Genomic DNA, 17,609 nt, shown 5'->3' on the forward strand with positions numbered 1-17,609 from the left:
AGATAGCATTAAGGAGGGGATTAGCAGTGAACAATCATAATATAGCCACCAAGCCTATCATCTACTGGGCACGTATCGAACATGATCAATGGCAATTCTATCTTGCAGCAACACCAGAGGGACTTTGTTATATCGGCTCACAAGGTCAACCTTATGACGAAATGGAAGTGTGGCTTCACGCTAGACGACCAGGAAGCACGATCATACATGATGAACATCAATTACAACCTTATATTGAAGAAATGATTCAATATTTAAGTGGAGAACGACAACAGTTTACGATCAGACATGACTTTCAAGGGACTTCTTTTCAAATACAGGTCTGGCAAGCGTTGTTACAGATTCCTTATGGAGCAACATGGTCATATTCGGATATTGCACAACATATCGGGCGATCTGCGGCCGTTCGTGCGGTGGGAGCAGCGATTGGTGCTAATCCGTTCTTAATTACAATTCCTTGTCACCGAGTGATTGGCAAAAGTGGAGCGTTAACAGGCTATCGTGGTGGATTGAATATGAAGACAACGTTATTAGATTTGGAAAAACGTAAGGAGGTTCTATGATCCGAGAGCAAATTTTAGCAAAAGTCGATTCAGATTATCAGCAATTCTCAGCTAGCTTGTTGCCTACGATCACCAATATATTAGGGGTGCGCATACCTGCACTTCGTATTATGGCCAAGCAGATCGTTAAAGACGATTGGCGTATATATTTACAACAAGCGGATCATGAATATTTTGAAGAAGTGATGTTACAAGGGATGGTTATCGGGTATGCACAGATGGATATTGAAGAACGATTGCAATACATGACTGATTTTGTACCGAAAATTGATAATTGGTCTGTCTGTGATCGCTTCTGCGGTGGACTAAAATTCACTTCAACCCATCAACAGCCAGTATGGGAATTTATTTTGCCTTATCTTTCTTCAGAGCACGAATATGAGGTGAGATTTGCAGTTGTAATGTTACTTACTTATTATGTAGACGAATATTATATTCAAGATGTGCTAAGTCATTTGGATCGTATTCAACATGAAGGATATTATGTGAAAATGGCTGTCGCATGGGCAATCTCGATTTGTTATATTCATTTACCTGAACCAACGATGCACTATTTGCAACATAATCAATTGGATCGATTTACGTACAACAAAGCATTGCAGAAAATCACAGAATCTTACCGGATTGACCCAGAGACCAAACATCATATACGAAGTATGAGACGCAAATAATCATATTATAGATTGGTCAAAACAGATTGAATATCAAGTACGATATATAGAATAGAACAGAAGGGCTACACGTCAAAATGTAGCCTTTTTGTTCGTGATCATAACAATTAATTTACGAAATTGTTTTTTGTTTTTCTCAATCGTAACAAAAATGTGATATGAAAGTAGCTATTGAAGGATGAAATGGACTCTGCACATTAGATATAATAATGACGAGAGATGTCGAAATTACATAGGACAAGGGAGAGAGAAGATTATTATGTTACGCTATCAAAAATGGATACTGGTTACGATTTTAATTGGATTGTTAATTCCTCAATGGGCTACACAAACAGCAGTTGCTAGTGCAAGTAAAACAGCTACAAAAAGTGCAACTACAACACGTTCAGAAAAAGCAGAAAAAGTTATTTATTTAACATTCGATGATGGGCCAACAGCACATACTATGCAACTGTTGGATATCTTAGGTAAATATGATGCGAAAGCAACCTTCTTTATGTTAGGACCGCATATGGAACAATACCAGACAGCAACGAAACGAATTGTTAAAGAAGGCAATGGACTTGGATTACACGGTGTAACGCATGTGGTTAAAAAATTCTATAGTTCACCATTCAGCGCTTACAAAGAAATGCGTGATGCTAACGAAAGTCTATTCCAAGTGGCAGGTGTTCGTACCAGTCTTGTACGTACACCTTACGGCAGTAAACCTTATATGAAGAAAGGGTATCGTGATGTAATGTTGAATCAAGGTGGATTCCATTTATGGGATTGGAACGTCGATTCACTGGATTGGAAATACAAAAAAGATCATCAACGTGTCTACAAAAATATTATGAGTCAAGTTAACTCCGTTGAGAAACGTGGTACCGCTCCAGTCGTACTAATGCATGATCAGCCAGCGACACTGAAAGTATTACCATTGGTGTTAGAAACACTCAAAAAAGATGGATATACGTTTAAAGTATTGAACAAACAAAATCATCCTGTGAATTTCTGGAATGACGAACGTTAATCATATCTGTAAATAAAAACACCCTGCCTTTTTCTCACAGAGAATAACTGTGATGTAAAGAGCAGGGTGTTTTTATTTTGCTAAAAGAATAGCGTGCTAGACATTCATCGCTTGCAGTTGTTGTTGATACAATGATAAATTATCGACATCATAACATACAAACATAATCTGCTTTAAGGAAGTTGTAGGATGTTGCTCGATATACTCTTTTACCGTATTTAAAGCGATCGTAGCTGCTTCTTTTTTAGGGAAATGGTAAATTCCTGTACTGATATTGGGAAAAGCAATCGAAGTCAGTTGATGTTCATCTGCTAGCTGAAGAGAATGGCTATAGCATTGAGCCAGTAATTGTTGCTCATGATTAGAACCACCATTCCAGACAGGGCCTACCGTATGGATCACATGCTTGGCTGGTAAGCGTCCAGCTGTTGTAATGACCGCTTCACCTGTAGGACATCCTCCTTGACGATTACGAATCTGTTGACATTCTTCAAGAATTGCAGAACCACCTGCACGATGAATAGCACCATCAACTCCGCCACCTCCTAACAGACTAGAGTTAGCCGCGTTTACAATTGCATCAACGTGTTGCACAGTAATATCTCCTTGAAGCAATACAATATGTGTCTGTCCCATCTGAATATCATTCATCTTCTTATCCTCCTACCAATGATGGACCAGAGCAATTTCTAATATTCAGATGTACTCACAGACCCATCTATCATATTAACGCATCGGTGAGAAATCATGAACATTTTCCATGATCTGATCGATTTGTGATAATGTATCTTCGCTCAAAGTAATATTTACCGCTTCTACATTTTCTTGAATCTGATGGGGTTTGGATGCTCCGATAATAGCTGAACTTACACCCGGTTGACGAAGAACCCAAGCTAAAGCCAATTGAGACAATTTGATGTTCAGTCCTTGCGCTAATTGATCCAACTGACCAACCACCTCTAATACATCATCTCGTAGATAACTGTTAATCACATGGTTTACCGAATCGTCTGCTGCTCGTGTGCCTGCTGCGGGAGCTTGACCCGGCTTGTATTTACCTGTCAGAATACCTTGAGCAAGCGGGGAGAAGACGACTTGTCCTAATCCATGTTGCTGAGAAACAGGAAGAACTTCATGTTCGATATAACGTTCAAATAAATTATAGATCGGTTGATTGGCTGCAAGTGGACGTAAGCGCAGACGATCTGCTATATGAGCCGCATCACTGATCTGAGCTGCTGTCCATTCACTCACTGCACTATACAAAATTTTACCTTGTGATGTAAGATCATCTAGTGCACGCAATGTTTCTTCAGTAGGAGTCTCTTGATCAAAGCGATGGCAGAAATAAATATCAATATAATCTGTACCCAGACGCTTGAGGCTGGCTTCGCATTGTTCCATAATATGTTTACGTGATAATCCACGATCGTTGGGACCTTCACCCATCGGGAAAAAGACTTTCGTGCTTAGTACATAGCTTGAACGTTCATACGAACGAAGCGCAGATCCAATCGCTTTTTCCCCTTCACCACGGTTGTAAGCGTTTGCGGTATCGAAAAAGTTAATCCCTAAATCAAACGCAGTACGTATACAATCATCGGCTGCTTGTTGTTCTGCCGCCGTGCCATAAGTTAACCAGCTTCCAAGACTAATTTCGCTCACTTTTAGACCGGTTTGACCCAGATTACGATATTTCATGATAAGCGCTCCTCTGTGTATGTAGATTAAGTATCGAATTGTCAGCCAAGCTAACAACTCACTTCTTTTATCATTAACGAAAAAAATAGATTCGTCAACATTACATGAGATTCAGAAAGGAAGGATATTAATGTTACGCTCATCTTTTTTGACAAGTGGATTAAAAATAATCGCTGATTGTCAGCAACAGTCAGGAGATATCTGGGATGCTCATTATGGAACAGCTAGTATTGCCGCTTACTTCTTAGCCCAATCGCCTACGATCACAGATGAAGTAGCAACCGCGTTATTGAACCAAGCGGAGCAGATGATCACTCAATATGGATTAACATCTACTACGTATTTAAGTGAAAATCAATCGGTCAAAGAAAAGGCATCGATACATGATTCCACTACATCGCTATCTTCACATAATCCAGAACAGGAATTGAAATCTAGTGTTTCTGCTCCAGACGGACTTATTTTATATGCAGATGCATCCACCTTCATTCTAGAAGCATTACAAGCTAATATCGATCAACTGCATTGGGTAGGTCACAATGTTATCTATGCCGCTGTATCATTGCTCGCTATGCGTGAACAGAACGTATGGGAATGTCGAGCAGATATAGAACGTATTCAGCAATTGATTACTGCTTTTGATCGCACGATTCCGGGACGTTCGTGGATCGGATATAAAGTATCAGAAGTCAAAAAGTTAGAAATCACTACAGAGGATCATTTTCCAGCTATAACATCTCCTGCGGAATTATCTGCTTTTATTTTGCAGGAGTTAGCAGCAACAGAGCGGATCTATCTAGCAGAAGCACATCATGATCTGATCGGACATACGTTAACTTTTGCTCATGCACTGAATATATTACACGATCTGGGGCAACTAGAATTATTTCAACGTGGATTACATCCTTTATGGAAAATGGTCAAAATTCTACGGTATAGTCGGAATTGGGATGGAAGTACAGTAGAAGCAGTTGGGTTGTATTCTCCTGTCGACCGATTACCTCTTCAGTATGCCACTCCTGCACCTTTTGAATATACAGATATACGATTTTGGCAACAGAATTTAGCCAGTGTAGATTGGGATTATGGACATCATTTCAAATTTGTATGGAGTTATAACGATCATATCGAACGTTCGCCTTTGTGGAATGAAGCTACAAGTGTCCCTTTTCATTGTTTGATCAAAATAGTTAAGGAGGAGAAAGCATGATTACACTAATGATCGCAGACGATGAAGTCATGACTCGCCGGGGATTGGAAATGCTCAACTGGAACGATCATGGATTTCAATTGGTCGGAATAGCTGCTAATGGAATCGAAGCCAGACAACTCAGTCTTTCGCAAAAGCCAGATTTATTGCTTACAGATATTCGGATGCCCGGTCTGGATGGATTAGCGCTAATGGATAGTCTTAATCAGCAACTGTGTGCACCTAAAGTCATTTTTATTACAGCTTATCATCAGTTGGATTACGCACTCAAAGCGATTCAATTAGGAGCATTAGGGTTTGTTTTGAAACCGACAGATCCAGATGAAATTATAACGGCTTGTCTCAAAGCCAAAGCAACGATTCTAGAAGAACGTCAACGCCAGCATACTGAAGAAGAATTACGGGATCAACTCGAAGAATATGCACTGACTTTACAAGGTAAACATACTGCTCATCAAGAATCACCGTCGATACATCCTGTTATTCAGCAAATGCTTCAGACGATGGAAAAGCAGTATATGAAAGATATTACGATAGAACATATTGCAGACAAAAATCACTTTAATGCCGATTATCTTAGCCGATTATTCAAAAAAGAAACAGGCGACAATTTCTTGAATACGCTTACAAGAATTCGGATGCAAAAGGCTGTTCAATTGCTTGCCAATCCTCATCTTGAAATTTACAAAATAGCAGAGCAGGTAGGGATTCGAGATGCTCGTTATTTTGGACAAGTATTCAAAAAAAGATATGGACTAACTCCGAATGAATTTCGTAAAAAAGGAGATCAATCCCATGCTTGAAGTGTGGTTACATCGACTGATTCAAGCGGCTCGTGATCTCAATATTCGCAATAAATTATTTATCGCCTTTATCGTACTTAATCTGATTCCATTAGCGGTCATTAGTGTCTGGACGTATCAGAAATCGAGTTCACTGATTCAAGAGCAGACGAATATTTATACAATGGATATGTTAAGTGAAGTCAGTAAAAATATTGAACTGCATATGCATGATATTGAACGTCTGTATTATGCTATTTTTACCAATCAAGAGATTCGTGAATCGCTCAAAGCTGTTAATCGACAGCAATGGTCGCCACTTCAACATGTCTCAGCAGATAAGCGCATACGTAATATTCTGTACGGGTTAATAAGTGATCGAGAAGATGTTGAAGGTGTCAGTCTATATGCACTGGATGGTACTTCTTTTCAGACCAGTACCTATCCAAGAAAGTTAGATTTGCGAGATCAGAACTGGCAAGTATTACAGCGTAACCGTGGTGATCTAACCTGGTTCAATCCGTCAGGACAGCAATCGGTCGTAGCCGCAGTAAGTACTATTTATGACGTAGATAGCCTGCAAAAGATAGGCTATTTTTTGTTGACTTATCATGAAGAAGCTCTGTACAAGGTGTATAGTCAGATCAAGCTTAATGAACAAGGTGAGCTATTTATTATCGACAGTCATGGACAGATTATTTCAAGTGGAAATAAAGCAAGTATTCATCATACACCTACTGAAGCATATCTACAGAAGATTATTACCAGTGGAGATACAGGTGATTTTGCAGATCATATTGATGATAAACAGCAGATTGTATCGTATCAACGTATTCAGAATACTGATTGGAAAATCGTCAGTATTATTCCGACTGCACGTTATTCAGAACAATCGATTGTGTTGCAGCAATGGATGTTAATTTTGTTTATCGTTGTTGCGCTTATCACGTTGATATTAGGCTATTCCTTATCTGTCAGTATTTCCAGACCGATTCGTCAGTTATCGTCTATTATGAAAAATACGGAACGTGATAATTGGTCGATTAGCTTTAATTATCCTTCGCGAGATGAGATTGGTATTCTCAGTCTAAATTTCAATCGAATGATTGCACGTATTCATTATTTGATCAATCAAGTGTATGAAGAAGAACGTCTACGGCAACAATCACAACTGAAATTTCTAATGTTCCAGATCAATCCTCATTTTTTATTCAATACGCTAGAAACGATGAATTGGATGGCACGGATCGAAGGTGTCCCGGAAGTAGGCAAGTTGTCCAAAGCGTTAGGTGATCTGATGCGTGAAGGGATCAAAGGGAAAGAATTTATTACACTGAGCGAAGAATTAGAGAGTGTCAAAAAATACATTTATATTCAAAAAGTGCGGTATGTAGATAAGTTCGATATGCAATATGATATCGATCCGGCAGTCTTATCATTGATTGTGCCGAGATTTATTTTGCAACCAATCATTGAGAATGCAATTGTTCACGGATTAGAAATGCAAATGGAAAATGGAATGATCTGTATTCATGCACATCAAAGTGAAGATACTTTAATCCTATCGATCCACGATGATGGACTGGGAATGAATACTGCTCATCTGGAAACATTACGCCATTATCTAGATCATCCTTCAGATTCGAGCTTGTCAGGTATAGGGCTGCTCAATGTGCATCAGCGAATCCAACTGCATTATGGAGAAGATTATGGACTACAAATTGAAAGTCTAGACAATCAAGGAACAACCGTTATATTGCATATTCCTAGAGACCACTTTTTGGAAAAGAGGTCGGAATTTTCAAGTTAAATGTCAGAAATACCACATGGTCGATATTCCAAACACCTTATATGATGAAAGCGTATTCTATACCGAAAGCATGAGAGGATGAAATGAGTCATGGCAAAGGGGTATTGGAAAAAAAGTATAGGTGTGCTGACAGGTGTTCTCTTATTGAGTAGTGTACTCGCAGGTTGCGGCAACAGCTCTGAATCAGCCACAGGATCAGGTTCGGCAGGCGCTAAAGGTGAAATGGTGATCTATGATTGGCAGAATGCAGATAGTTTTGTGTATAAGATGTCGGAACAACTAGCTAAAGATTACAATGCACGCAAAGATGCCACAACGACGATGAAAGTACAACATATTCCGGGAACAGATCGTTATTACCCCAAATTAAATGCAGAACTTGCTGCGAATGCCGGGCCAGATGTATTTGTAAGTCATGCCGCTGGTAAATTAAAAACATACGCTGACTCCGGTAGAATTATGGATTTGACAGAGATTTTAAATGCAGATCCTGAGTGGAAAAAAAGCTTTACTTCTGGAGCGTTTAATCTACTGACTTTTGACGATAAAGTGTATGCGATCCCGACTGCATTTGCAACTGTACCGCTTTTTTATAACAAAGAAATTTTTGCTAAATATAATCTAACACCACCGACTACTTATGAAGAACTCAAAAATGTAATTAAAGTACTTAAAGACAATGGCGTAACTCCATTTGCTTTTGGAGCGAAAGAATCATGGACAAGCGCTCTATTTAGCGAAATGGTAGCGAATCGAATTGGTGGAGACGAGCCATTTAACAAATTGATGGATGGCACAGGATCTTGGATGGACCCTTCTTATATTCAGACAGGAAATGTGATGAATGAATTACGAGATATGGGGGCATTCCCTTCGGGATTCTTAGGATTGGATAATACAGCCATTACCAATATGTTCAAAAATGGTGAAGCGGCTATGTTTGTAATGGGAAGCTGGGCGGTAGGTTCAGTAGAAGCCGCAGACTCTAAAGTCAAAGGAAAAGTAGGCGTAGCCAAATTCCCTACTTTTGAAGGTGGTAAAGGCGATCTAGATACATGGCTAGGGCAACCGAGTTACAATCTAGTCATTCGTGCCAATACAGAGAATAAAGATCAAGCATTAGAATATATCAAAGCATGGACAAGCAATGATATTCAGACAAAGTTAGCTGAAGAAAATGGTGATATTCCAGCGGTCAACGTTAAGCTCAACAAAGATAAAGTGCCTGCGGTTGCTCAAGAACTGCAAAAAGAAATGTCAGATATGAAAGGTATGTTTATCTTCTACGATGTAGGGCTGGGCGCGAAGATCGGAGACGAATACAATACAACGATCCAAGCGATCTTAGCAGGTCAAGCACCTGAAGAAGCGTTTCAAAGTCTAGAGCAGTTTACGCAAGATAATAAAGAGTAAATCATTCCTTAGTAAGCACTGTATAAAGATGAGGTCAGGAATCATGATAACAACGAAGTTACTGTGGTGATAGGTAGCAACAGTGGTTAGTGATTTCTGACTGATCTTCTCAACAGATACATGTTCTAAGCGAATTTATAAGTTGCAAAGAATGAAGTTCTGGAAAGGCGGAAAATCATGGAACGAATGCTACGGAACAAATCAGCGATTATTCTATTTTTGTTGCCAGCGTTATTGCTGTATACAGCGATTGTATTTATCCCTATTGTGGCTTCGATTTACTTTAGCTTTTTTAAATGGGATGTGATTAGCCCGATGAAGTTTATCGGTATGGATAATTATACTCGTATGTTTACCAGAGACTCTGTCTTTTTTACCAGTATCAAAAATATGATGATTTTACTATTTGTGAGTCTGGTTATTCAACAAGGATTGGGTTTTTTACTAGCTATTCTGATTACCGGCTCGATTAAAGGCAAAGAGTGGTTTAAAAATATTTTCTTTTTCCCGGCTGTTATTTCTAGTGTGGCTGTAGGGATGATGTGGAGCTTTATCTATAATCCAGAAATCGGGATGCTTAATAAATTGTTAGAAGTGCTTGGCATGTCTTCACTGGCTAATGATTGGTTATCTCAACCGGATACAGCGATGTGGGCAGTATCTTTTGTAGTTGGTTGGCAATATCTGGGGTATACGATGATTCTATATATTGCGGCGATTCAGAATATTCCAGCACATATCTTTGAATCAGCACGTATAGATGGAGCTGTAGGGTGGAAAGTGGTCTGGCATATGACGATTCCGCTGGTACAACCAATTATGAAAGTAACTACGATTCTGATAACAATTGGTTCACTTAAGTTCTTTGATCTCGTATTTGTCATGACAGGTGGAGGTCCAGCCAATCAGACACAGGTATTAGCTTCTTACTTGTACGGTAGATCTTTCCGTCAATTCGAATACGGGTACGGAGACGCTCTATCTGTTATCTTGCTGTTGATGTGTCTGGTGGCAACCGTATTGATCAATATGATTTTCCGCAAATCAAGTATTGAATATTAAATCGTATCGTGATGGGGGTGAACAGGAAGGATGAAATCTTCGCCTTATGTAGAGACAACCAAACAGCAAACTAACGTAGATACACGACGTTTTTTTCCTATAGGTAAAATCATGATTTATGCTGTATTGTGTTTTGTAGCGATTTTCTATGTCTATCCATTATTATGGTTATTGCTAAATTCACTGAAGCAGACCCCGGAGATCTATACCAATCCATGGGGATTACCTCAACACTGGATGTGGAGTAATTATTGGAATGCTTGGACAACAGGGAATACAGGCAGATATCTGTTGAACTCGGTCTGGATTTCTTCAGCTACTTTGGTTGCTGTACTGGTATTTAGTGCTATGTCAGCATACGCTCTGACCAAGTTACGTTGGAAATTATCAAAAGCGACTTTTGTTTATTTTCTACTAGGGATGATGGTTCCGATTCATGCGACATTGATTCCACTGTTTGTGTATTTTACGAAAGTTGGATTGGTCGATTCGCAGTTCGGTCTGATTCTGATTTATATTTCATTTGGATTGCCAGCGGCTGTACTGGTACTGTGCGGATTTTTTACAGGTATTCCGAAAGAAATGTTGGAAGCTTCTGTGATGGATGGGTGTACAGTATATAGTATTTTTTGGCGGATTGTTATACCGATCTCGAAGCCTGCTCTGATGACCGTAACGATACTGAGTTTTGTCGGGGTGTGGAACGAGTTGTTATTGGCGCTTGTCTTTATTTCTGATCCTGATAAATTAACACTTCCTGTGGGACTGACCCGTTTTGCAGGGGAGTATACAACCGATTATGCGCCGATGTTCGCAGCGATTATGATCGCTACCATTCCAACAGTGGTCTTATTCGCTGTGTTTAACAAACAAGTCTTAGCTGGAATGGCAGAAGGTGCGATCAAAGGTTAATATCTATCGACTTAATTGACTACAAAAATCAGTAGCAGTACAAAAAGGATCTGTATGGATCCTAATACAAGCCCTGTAATCGCAAATGCTCTACCATGGGTAGTACGAATCGAAATAAGACTAAATGTGAGCACAAGAATAAGTAGGACAATCGCTACAAATGCACTTAAAGCAAGTAATATGTTCCAAAAGCCACTATCTTCTTGTCCAAATTCTCCAATAATAGCAAAGCTGATAAAAGAAGTGAAAAAGCTAATGATCCCCAAAATAAAAGAAGTCAAAGCCAATCCAAAACGATTGCGACCTTCTTTTCGGTAAGGATCTTGGTAAGGTGGGTATGTATCCATGGTCGTGCCTCCTGATTATATTCGTATACCTTCAGTACTATATATCGGATAATCAGAAGGTTTATTGAACCATATGCTCACACATCATCACATCAGCCTTACATTCTTCATACATTTTTCATCTTATTTTAAGCTAGTTTCCATAAAGAATTCATATACATTGGGTATATTATAAGTATAGAGTTCATATTTTGGAGCTGGAGTGATTATAATGAGTGAAGAATTTTTGGATGAATTACACAAAATTAGCCATGATGATGACTGGCGCTATAAACTACTCATGCAAGGTGTAAAACAAACACTAGCGTCTCGCAAAAGTGAGAGTGCACTCAAACGATACATGAGAAGAAAAACAAAACATATAACAGCTATCTGGAAATAATACAATCGGTTTGGGATAATAAACGAGCGATCAGTTCTCTACGACTGGTCGTTTTTGTTTTGGCAAAAATAGATTGAAGATGTTCTTCCACAGCACAAGGAGAAAGATGCAGAATATCAGCAATCTTGCGTGTAGACAATCCTTCGATCACTTGATCGACGATCTGCTTTTCACGTTCAGATAAATGGTAATCCTCCATCATCGACGGCAAGATATCAAGTGGAGAAGCAGATTGAATGGCAATCATCAACTGAATACTTGAGGTGTGACTATACAGCGCATAAGCTGTAATATCGATATAGTCATGTTCACGTACAGGCACACATACTTGAATAGGAGAACATGGTAGAGAAGATGAACAGCAATCTGTATGTAATCGTTGATCGAATATTGTATCATCTGTTAATGCCATACTGGCAACCGTTAGAATAGAGCGTGGGAGTGCAGACGTTGTTATTCCTTCATGTTGGCGTAACACGTCTAACCAGTGATGTGTATCTGAATTAGAAGATAATAATTCCAATTGCTGAGACAGCATCAGAATTTCGGGTGAACGTAATTTGACTTCATTGACAAAAGGAATCGCGAGGCTGAACTGGCGCAGATGTTTTGCGATGATAGGAGCAATCTCCACCATCCACTGACATTCTTGCTCACTGAATAACGATTGATCTTGTTTGCGAAATAACGTTAAATATCCCCAACAACTACCTTTATACAATAATGCCGCACGTAGCTCATCACCGAATCCAGCAGGCTGTAAAATATCCTGATATCTTGAACTCTGTTCCGGTTGACCTTCTGTCGCACAATGCAATGTCATCACAGATGTATGCGAGAGAGTCATATTATCATAGCTATGAATACCTTCTTGTCCATACGCATATGTTAGTAATTGATGGTGAATCGATTCCATATTATGTGCTACAACAGCTCCTGTAGAGAGTAAACGATACGGATCAATATTCGTACAACATGCACCTGCAAAAGGAAGAAGGGGCTTTAATTCTTCTAATAATGAATGAATATAAGAGTAAGAAGAAATAGAACGTTCCGCTAGTAATTCAAGCTTTTGCATATAAGTCTGTGTATTCATATATATCGCCTACCTTTTCTGGATTTCAATAAAGTTCGGTCTACATCTCTTTTGTACACATCCCGTAGTTGTAGGATAGTTATCTTCAAATAAGGCTTATACTTGATAATAGTTACCGATTATACCAGAAGCTATATAGCTATGACCAATTTCGCTCTAGTGCTGAATGAGAATGATCTGTCGCTTAGAAGCTTAAATACAGTACAGGATCAAAGTATAAGGCGTTATCTATAGAAGAAAAGAAACATGAACAGAACGGATTAAGGTATCCATGAAATAGTAGGCCATATAAAGTAAATCAATCACTATAGATGATCTCTAGATAATGAAGAGGTATGATGTTATTCATCTCTCTAGAGATCATTTCAATAGCATTTATCATGCTCTGATTAAAGGGTCTGTAAAAATTGACGCATCCGTTCTAAAGCTTCATCCAGTTGTACAGAGGACGTAGCATAAGAACAACGTATAAATCCTTCGCCACCTTTACCAAATGCTGTACCCGGAACAGCGAGCACGCCGACTTCTTGTAACAATCGCTGAGCAAATTGTTCTGATGTTAAACCGGTATGAGCGATAGAAGGGAAAGCGAAAAAGGAACCCAGCGGTTCATGGCATTGTAACCCGATCTGACGTAATCCTTGTACAAAAGATATACGGCGTGCATTATACGAAGCCATCATTTCATCTTTTGCAGCAAGTCCATGAGGTTTGAGCGATTCGAGCGCAGCAATCTGACCCAGTATCGGCGCACACATGACCGTATATTGATGAATTTTGAGCATCGCTTGAATCAACTCTTCAGGGCCACAAGCATATCCAATTCGCCATCCTGTCATCGCAAAAGCTTTGGAAAATCCACTTAATAACAATGTACGTTCTTTCATACCCGGTAGACTTGCAAAACTAACATGCTTTTGCCCGTACGTTAATTCTGCATATACTTCATCTGTAATCACCACTAGATTATGTTCTTCGGCGATCTTAGCAATCGGCAACCAATCTTCATATGTCATGATTCCGCCTGTGGGGTTACTCGGATAGCTCAAAATCAATACTTTCGAACGTGGTGTCAGACTTGCAAGTAAGGAATCCGGCGTCAATTTGAAATTATTATGAGCAAATGTCTCCACCTCGACAGCGACACCACCACCTAGATTCGTAATCGGTGAATACGATACATAACAAGGCGCAGGTACTAGAATCTCATCACCTTCGTTGATCAAGACACGTAGTGCAAGATCCAGTGCTTCACTGCTACCGATCGTGACCATCAATTCATGCGTAGGATTGTAATGGACTTGGAAATTCGTATGCAGGTATTCAGCGATACTTTCACGCAATTCAGGCAAGCCTGCATTATGAGTATACGTCGTTCTACCTTCTTCCAAAGCACGCACACAAGCTTCACGAACTAAACGTGGGGTCGGAAAGTCAGGTTCGCCGATGCCGAGCGAAATAATATCGGTACGTTCTGAAGAATAATCGAAAAATTTGCGAATACCTGAAGGTTGCATTTGTTGAATAGAAGGGGTCAAAAATTGGCTGATTGTTGAAGTTGTCATGGTTGTTCCTCCTCAAAAGTCTCTAAATAGTGAATGCTCATCTGTTCACGTATGTGTAAGATTCGGTAGAGGAATAGGGAAAAGAAAACAAAAAAGACCCGTCCCTAAAAAGGGACGAGTCTTTTACCCGTGTTACCACCCTAGTTCCACTTTGTGCGTACACAAAGTGACACTCTGCTACGTATCTATCAATACGTGTTCCCGTTAACGCTGGACATGCGGCAGCACCTAGTTGGTTATTTCAGCCTGCTTCTCGGAGATGGCTTCAGCTAGCATCTGAACGTTGGTTTGCACCGTACCCAACTCTCTGTGGATCAGATTAAAAGCGTACTCTTTCTCGTCATAGAATGTGTATATACTTCATCATTATTTATAAGTGAAATCATTATAGGTCATAAAGAAAACGATTAACGATTGATCGATCAAAATCGTAGGCTTAGTATAATCCCTCTTTTTTAGAATTGCAATACCTGAATTTGAAAGTTAGGATAGAGAGTAATACTTCAAAGACATAAGGAGATGTGGATGATGACTCTTTCCCGTAACGAATGTATTGATCTTGTCGAGCGAATTATGCAAGATCGAGGTAATGAGCAAGAGATCGATCAATGGCTTGTTACACTTGAGCAAAATGTCCCTCATCCGGAGATTAGTAACCTGATTTTCTGGAATGATAAAGACTACTCAGCCGCAGAAATTGTAGATAAGGCTTTAGCGTATCAGCCGATACTATTACCACCTTCACCATCATCGTAACCAATCGTAAAAAGCTATTTTATTCATGAGTAGGGCGGAAAGTAGACTGTTGATTTAGGATCTTTAGCAATTGCTCAGACATATAGTGCGCACTATGCTCAAAGTCATTCTGAATCCAAGCGATAATCAATCCCCAGATCGCATACGCTTGATAACTAGCGTATAATTCCGGATTAATTCCTAGCTCAATCATGGCATTTCGGGCTTCTTCATTGCGGTAATCTTGCAGGGATAGATTCTGTAACTCGTTACAAAGTCGCTGCTGAAAACCGGGTAACGCATTAGAATTAGAGATCAGTTGATAGAAGCTACGATGTTTATACACATGATCAAAAATTTTGACAGCTGAAGCAACTAATTCTTGAATAATAAGCGTAGTAACATGTCGATAAGGTTCTTCATACGAGTCTCGAAGATCGATTATCACACTCTCTACAAGCTCATCAAGCAAGTCTTCTTTGTATGTATAATGTTTGTAAAATGTACCTCGGTTCACATCAGCGACAGCTACAATATCTGTGATCGAAATACTGCGAAATTCTTTTTGCTGTAACAGTTCAATCAGAGCAGCAGTCAAAGCTTGTTTGCTTTTACGAATACGACGATCACTCATAGATAGGCTCCTTTAATGACAGACATAAGCAAGTCCAATGGGCACAAAATGAACAAAATAGAGGATATTTGTTTATTTTTCAACAAAAGTCGAATCATTTGCTGATTGTATCTCTACGGGTCTCGCTCTAAGATAATATAACAGATGTATGTTAATCAACAACTGTTGAAGATTAGAGACAAAAGCTATGGAGGTTGTATAGATGAGACTTGAACACAAAGTAGCAGTTATTACAGGAGCGGCTTCAGGAATGGGCAAAGCGATTGCTTTATTATTTGCACAAGAAGGAGCAAAAGTAGTCGTATCTGATATTCAAAAAGAAGCGGCTCAGATCACAGTGGATGAAATAGAAGCCAGTGGCGGACAAGCTGTTGCAATCGCTACCAATGTGACACAAGAGCAAGAAGTACAACAATTAATTCAAAAAGCAGTCAAAGAATATGGAACACTGGATATCCTCGTAAATAATGCAGGCATTATGGATAATTTTGTACCGGCAGCTGATGTAACAGACGATTTGTGGGAACGTGTTTTTGCAATCAATACGACAGGAACGATGCGTACGATTCGTCAAGCTTTACCGATTTTCACAGAAAAAAGTAGTGGTGTGATTATTAATATTGCTTCTGCCGGTGGATTAAATGGATCTAGAGCAGGAGCCGCTTATACCGCTTCCAAACACGCTGTAGTGGGCTTAACTAAAAATGTGGGATTCCAATATGCTCCACTAGGTATACGTTGTAATGCGATTGCACCGGGGGGAGTAGCTACGAATATTAGCAGTACAATTAATGAACCAAATGCATTTGGAATGGAACGTGCCATGATCGGTATGAATCTGAATCCCAAAACAGGCGAGTCTCATGATATTGCAAAAGTAGCCTTGTTTCTAGCTTCCGATGATTCAAGCTTTGTGAATGGTACAGTGATCGTGGCTGATGCAGGTTGGACAGCTTACTAAGACTAATTAAAGACGACAATATGCTGAAATGATAAATATAATCTAGAACAATAAACAACAAAAAGCCTGAATTCTTTTATCAGAATTCAGGCTTTTATCTATGTTATGAATAAACTGCAAGTATATAAAAAAAGTATATAAAATTAACGACGAGGTGAACGCGTCTGTGAAGTAAACAATACTTTTTGTCCCGTGCTATTCAGGCTAGGTGCACCATGAACGACATGAGGTTGTGATTTTGGTGTAGCTTGGAAAGCATCTTTGAACGAAGTAGAGCAACCTGAGCATAAGCGACCTTGAGCGATAGGCTGTAAGCAACATTCGCAAGGATACATCAAATTTTTGTAACCATTGGATAATTTACCTTGTTTAATCAGATCGTGCAATTCTGTTAGTGGAACTTTAGTCGCTTCGCTTAAAGCTTCGGTTGTTGCTTTAGGAAATCTCCACATGTAATCCATACAGTTTTTCAGAGCATTATCTAACTGATTACTACAAGAAGAACATAAGTTGCGCATATTTTTTTGGAAAATAGAACCACATTTTGAACAATAATCCACCATTAGAGTCAACACGATCACCCCTTACATCTTTTTTTTAGTCTTTTAGATATAGGTACATAATACTATACAGCATACAATATAACAATAGACATATCATAATAATCACAAATTTTGTCGAAAAATAAAAATAATCCTGAATATGTAGGTATTAAGACATAATGATAATAAGTAATATTGACTTGTATAT

The 17,609-nt window shown here is 39.2% G+C and carries 19 protein-coding genes and 1 other annotated feature; of the genes, 12 read left to right on the forward strand and 7 right to left on the reverse strand.

Annotation, left to right across the window (positions count from 1 at the left end):
• Positions 1-26: 26 nt before the first annotated feature.
• The 3 genes from PaeCFBP13512_RS21005 (at position 27) to PaeCFBP13512_RS21015 (ending at position 2,249) form a co-directional block, all read left to right on the forward strand.
• On the forward strand, positions 27-563 hold the full coding sequence (locus PaeCFBP13512_RS21005; protein WP_241669448.1) for a methylated-DNA--[protein]-cysteine S-methyltransferase: 537 nt from the start codon (positions 27-29) through the stop codon (positions 561-563).
• The gene (locus PaeCFBP13512_RS21010; RefSeq protein WP_137225748.1) at positions 560-1,234 is read left to right on the forward strand and encodes a DNA alkylation repair protein; all 675 of its coding nucleotides are present in this window, start codon (positions 560-562) and stop codon (positions 1,232-1,234) included. The genes PaeCFBP13512_RS21005 and PaeCFBP13512_RS21010 overlap by 4 nt, the downstream gene beginning before the upstream one ends.
• A gap of 259 nt (positions 1,235-1,493) precedes the next feature.
• Positions 1,494-2,249, forward strand: a complete 756-nt coding sequence (locus tag PaeCFBP13512_RS21015) for a polysaccharide deacetylase family protein (RefSeq protein WP_137225750.1) — start codon at positions 1,494-1,496, stop codon at positions 2,247-2,249.
• A gap of 96 nt (positions 2,250-2,345) precedes the next feature.
• Here PaeCFBP13512_RS21015 and PaeCFBP13512_RS21020 read toward each other — a convergent pair whose 3' ends face one another.
• Entirely contained in the window at positions 2,346-2,900 is a 555-nt protein-coding gene (locus tag PaeCFBP13512_RS21020) for an O-acetyl-ADP-ribose deacetylase (protein WP_206665615.1), read from the reverse strand.
• A gap of 75 nt (positions 2,901-2,975) precedes the next feature.
• Positions 2,976-3,950: an aldo/keto reductase family protein gene (locus PaeCFBP13512_RS21025; protein ID WP_137225752.1), complete on the reverse strand. Its 975-nt coding sequence runs from the start codon at positions 3,948-3,950 to the stop codon at positions 2,976-2,978.
• A 130-nt stretch (positions 3,951-4,080) separates the two neighbouring features.
• Between PaeCFBP13512_RS21025 and PaeCFBP13512_RS21030 the strand changes: the two genes are divergently transcribed.
• The 6 genes from PaeCFBP13512_RS21030 to PaeCFBP13512_RS21055 all read left to right on the forward strand — a co-directional run bounded on the left by PaeCFBP13512_RS21030 (position 4,081) and on the right by PaeCFBP13512_RS21055 (position 11,139).
• Positions 4,081-5,160, forward strand: coding sequence for a hypothetical protein (locus PaeCFBP13512_RS21030; protein WP_137225754.1), 1,080 nt, complete (start codon positions 4,081-4,083; stop codon positions 5,158-5,160).
• Positions 5,157-5,963, forward strand: a complete 807-nt coding sequence (locus PaeCFBP13512_RS21035; RefSeq protein ID WP_137225756.1) for a response regulator transcription factor — start codon at positions 5,157-5,159, stop codon at positions 5,961-5,963. Before PaeCFBP13512_RS21030 ends, PaeCFBP13512_RS21035 begins: the two co-directional genes overlap by 4 nt.
• Positions 5,956-7,752, forward strand: coding sequence for a sensor histidine kinase (locus PaeCFBP13512_RS21040; RefSeq protein ID WP_161594330.1), 1,797 nt, complete (start codon positions 5,956-5,958; stop codon positions 7,750-7,752). Before PaeCFBP13512_RS21035 ends, PaeCFBP13512_RS21040 begins: the two co-directional genes overlap by 8 nt.
• A gap of 90 nt (positions 7,753-7,842) precedes the next feature.
• The gene (locus PaeCFBP13512_RS21045; RefSeq protein WP_069328743.1) at positions 7,843-9,165 is read left to right on the forward strand and encodes an ABC transporter substrate-binding protein; all 1,323 of its coding nucleotides are present in this window, start codon (positions 7,843-7,845) and stop codon (positions 9,163-9,165) included.
• 177 nt (positions 9,166-9,342) lie between these two features.
• Positions 9,343-10,227 carry a carbohydrate ABC transporter permease gene (locus PaeCFBP13512_RS21050; RefSeq protein ID WP_137225760.1) on the forward strand — a complete coding sequence of 295 codons (885 nt, stop codon included), beginning with the start codon at positions 9,343-9,345 and terminating at the stop codon, positions 10,225-10,227.
• A gap of 30 nt (positions 10,228-10,257) precedes the next feature.
• Positions 10,258-11,139, forward strand: a complete 882-nt coding sequence (locus tag PaeCFBP13512_RS21055; protein ID WP_137225762.1) for a carbohydrate ABC transporter permease — start codon at positions 10,258-10,260, stop codon at positions 11,137-11,139.
• Positions 11,140-11,150: 11 nt separating this feature from the next.
• Here the strand turns inward: PaeCFBP13512_RS21055 and PaeCFBP13512_RS21060 are convergent, their stop codons facing one another.
• Positions 11,151-11,486 carry a hypothetical protein gene (locus PaeCFBP13512_RS21060; protein WP_137225764.1) on the reverse strand — a complete coding sequence of 112 codons (336 nt, stop codon included), beginning with the start codon at positions 11,484-11,486 and terminating at the stop codon, positions 11,151-11,153.
• A gap of 211 nt (positions 11,487-11,697) precedes the next feature.
• On the opposite strand from PaeCFBP13512_RS21060, the gene PaeCFBP13512_RS23295 reads away from it, so the two are divergent.
• Positions 11,698-11,868, forward strand: coding sequence for a hypothetical protein (locus PaeCFBP13512_RS23295; RefSeq protein WP_161594331.1), 171 nt, complete (start codon positions 11,698-11,700; stop codon positions 11,866-11,868).
• Here PaeCFBP13512_RS23295 and PaeCFBP13512_RS21065 read toward each other — a convergent pair.
• Both PaeCFBP13512_RS21065 and PaeCFBP13512_RS21070 read right to left on the reverse strand, forming a co-directional pair.
• A complete protein-coding gene (locus PaeCFBP13512_RS21065) occupies positions 11,855-12,964 on the reverse strand; it encodes a helix-turn-helix transcriptional regulator (protein WP_137225766.1) in 1,110 nt (369 codons plus the stop codon). The genes PaeCFBP13512_RS23295 and PaeCFBP13512_RS21065 overlap by 14 nt on opposite strands.
• A gap of 389 nt (positions 12,965-13,353) precedes the next feature.
• Positions 13,354-14,529: an aminotransferase class I/II-fold pyridoxal phosphate-dependent enzyme gene (locus PaeCFBP13512_RS21070; RefSeq protein ID WP_137225768.1), complete on the reverse strand. Its 1,176-nt coding sequence runs from the start codon at positions 14,527-14,529 to the stop codon at positions 13,354-13,356.
• Between the two features lie 107 nt (positions 14,530-14,636).
• Positions 14,637-14,882 (reverse strand) — a binding site (T-box leader).
• Positions 14,883-15,054: 172 nt separating this feature from the next.
• Here PaeCFBP13512_RS21070 and PaeCFBP13512_RS21075 point away from each other — a divergent pair.
• On the forward strand, positions 15,055-15,285 hold the full coding sequence (locus PaeCFBP13512_RS21075; RefSeq protein WP_241669449.1) for a bacteriocin immunity protein: 231 nt from the start codon (positions 15,055-15,057) through the stop codon (positions 15,283-15,285).
• Positions 15,286-15,304: 19 nt separating this feature from the next.
• Here the strand turns inward: PaeCFBP13512_RS21075 and PaeCFBP13512_RS21080 are convergent, their stop codons facing one another.
• Positions 15,305-15,898 (reverse strand): TetR/AcrR family transcriptional regulator, encoded by a 594-nt coding sequence (locus PaeCFBP13512_RS21080; protein WP_137225772.1) that lies wholly within the window; start codon positions 15,896-15,898, stop codon positions 15,305-15,307.
• Positions 15,899-16,100: 202 nt separating this feature from the next.
• On the opposite strand from PaeCFBP13512_RS21080, the gene PaeCFBP13512_RS21085 reads away from it, so the two are divergent.
• Positions 16,101-16,859: an SDR family oxidoreductase gene (locus PaeCFBP13512_RS21085; protein WP_069328736.1), complete on the forward strand. Its 759-nt coding sequence runs from the start codon at positions 16,101-16,103 to the stop codon at positions 16,857-16,859.
• A 143-nt stretch (positions 16,860-17,002) separates the two neighbouring features.
• On the opposite strand, the gene PaeCFBP13512_RS21090 is transcribed toward PaeCFBP13512_RS21085, so the two are convergent.
• The gene (locus PaeCFBP13512_RS21090) at positions 17,003-17,311 is read right to left on the reverse strand and encodes a hypothetical protein (RefSeq protein ID WP_137225774.1); all 309 of its coding nucleotides are present in this window, start codon (positions 17,309-17,311) and stop codon (positions 17,003-17,005) included.
• Positions 17,312-17,609 lie beyond the last annotated feature (298 nt).

Origin of the sequence: Paenibacillus sp. CFBP13512 (assembly GCF_005233705.1) — a bacterium.
Taxonomy (GTDB): domain Bacteria; phylum Bacillota; class Bacilli; order Paenibacillales; family Paenibacillaceae; genus Saccharibacillus; species Saccharibacillus nuruki.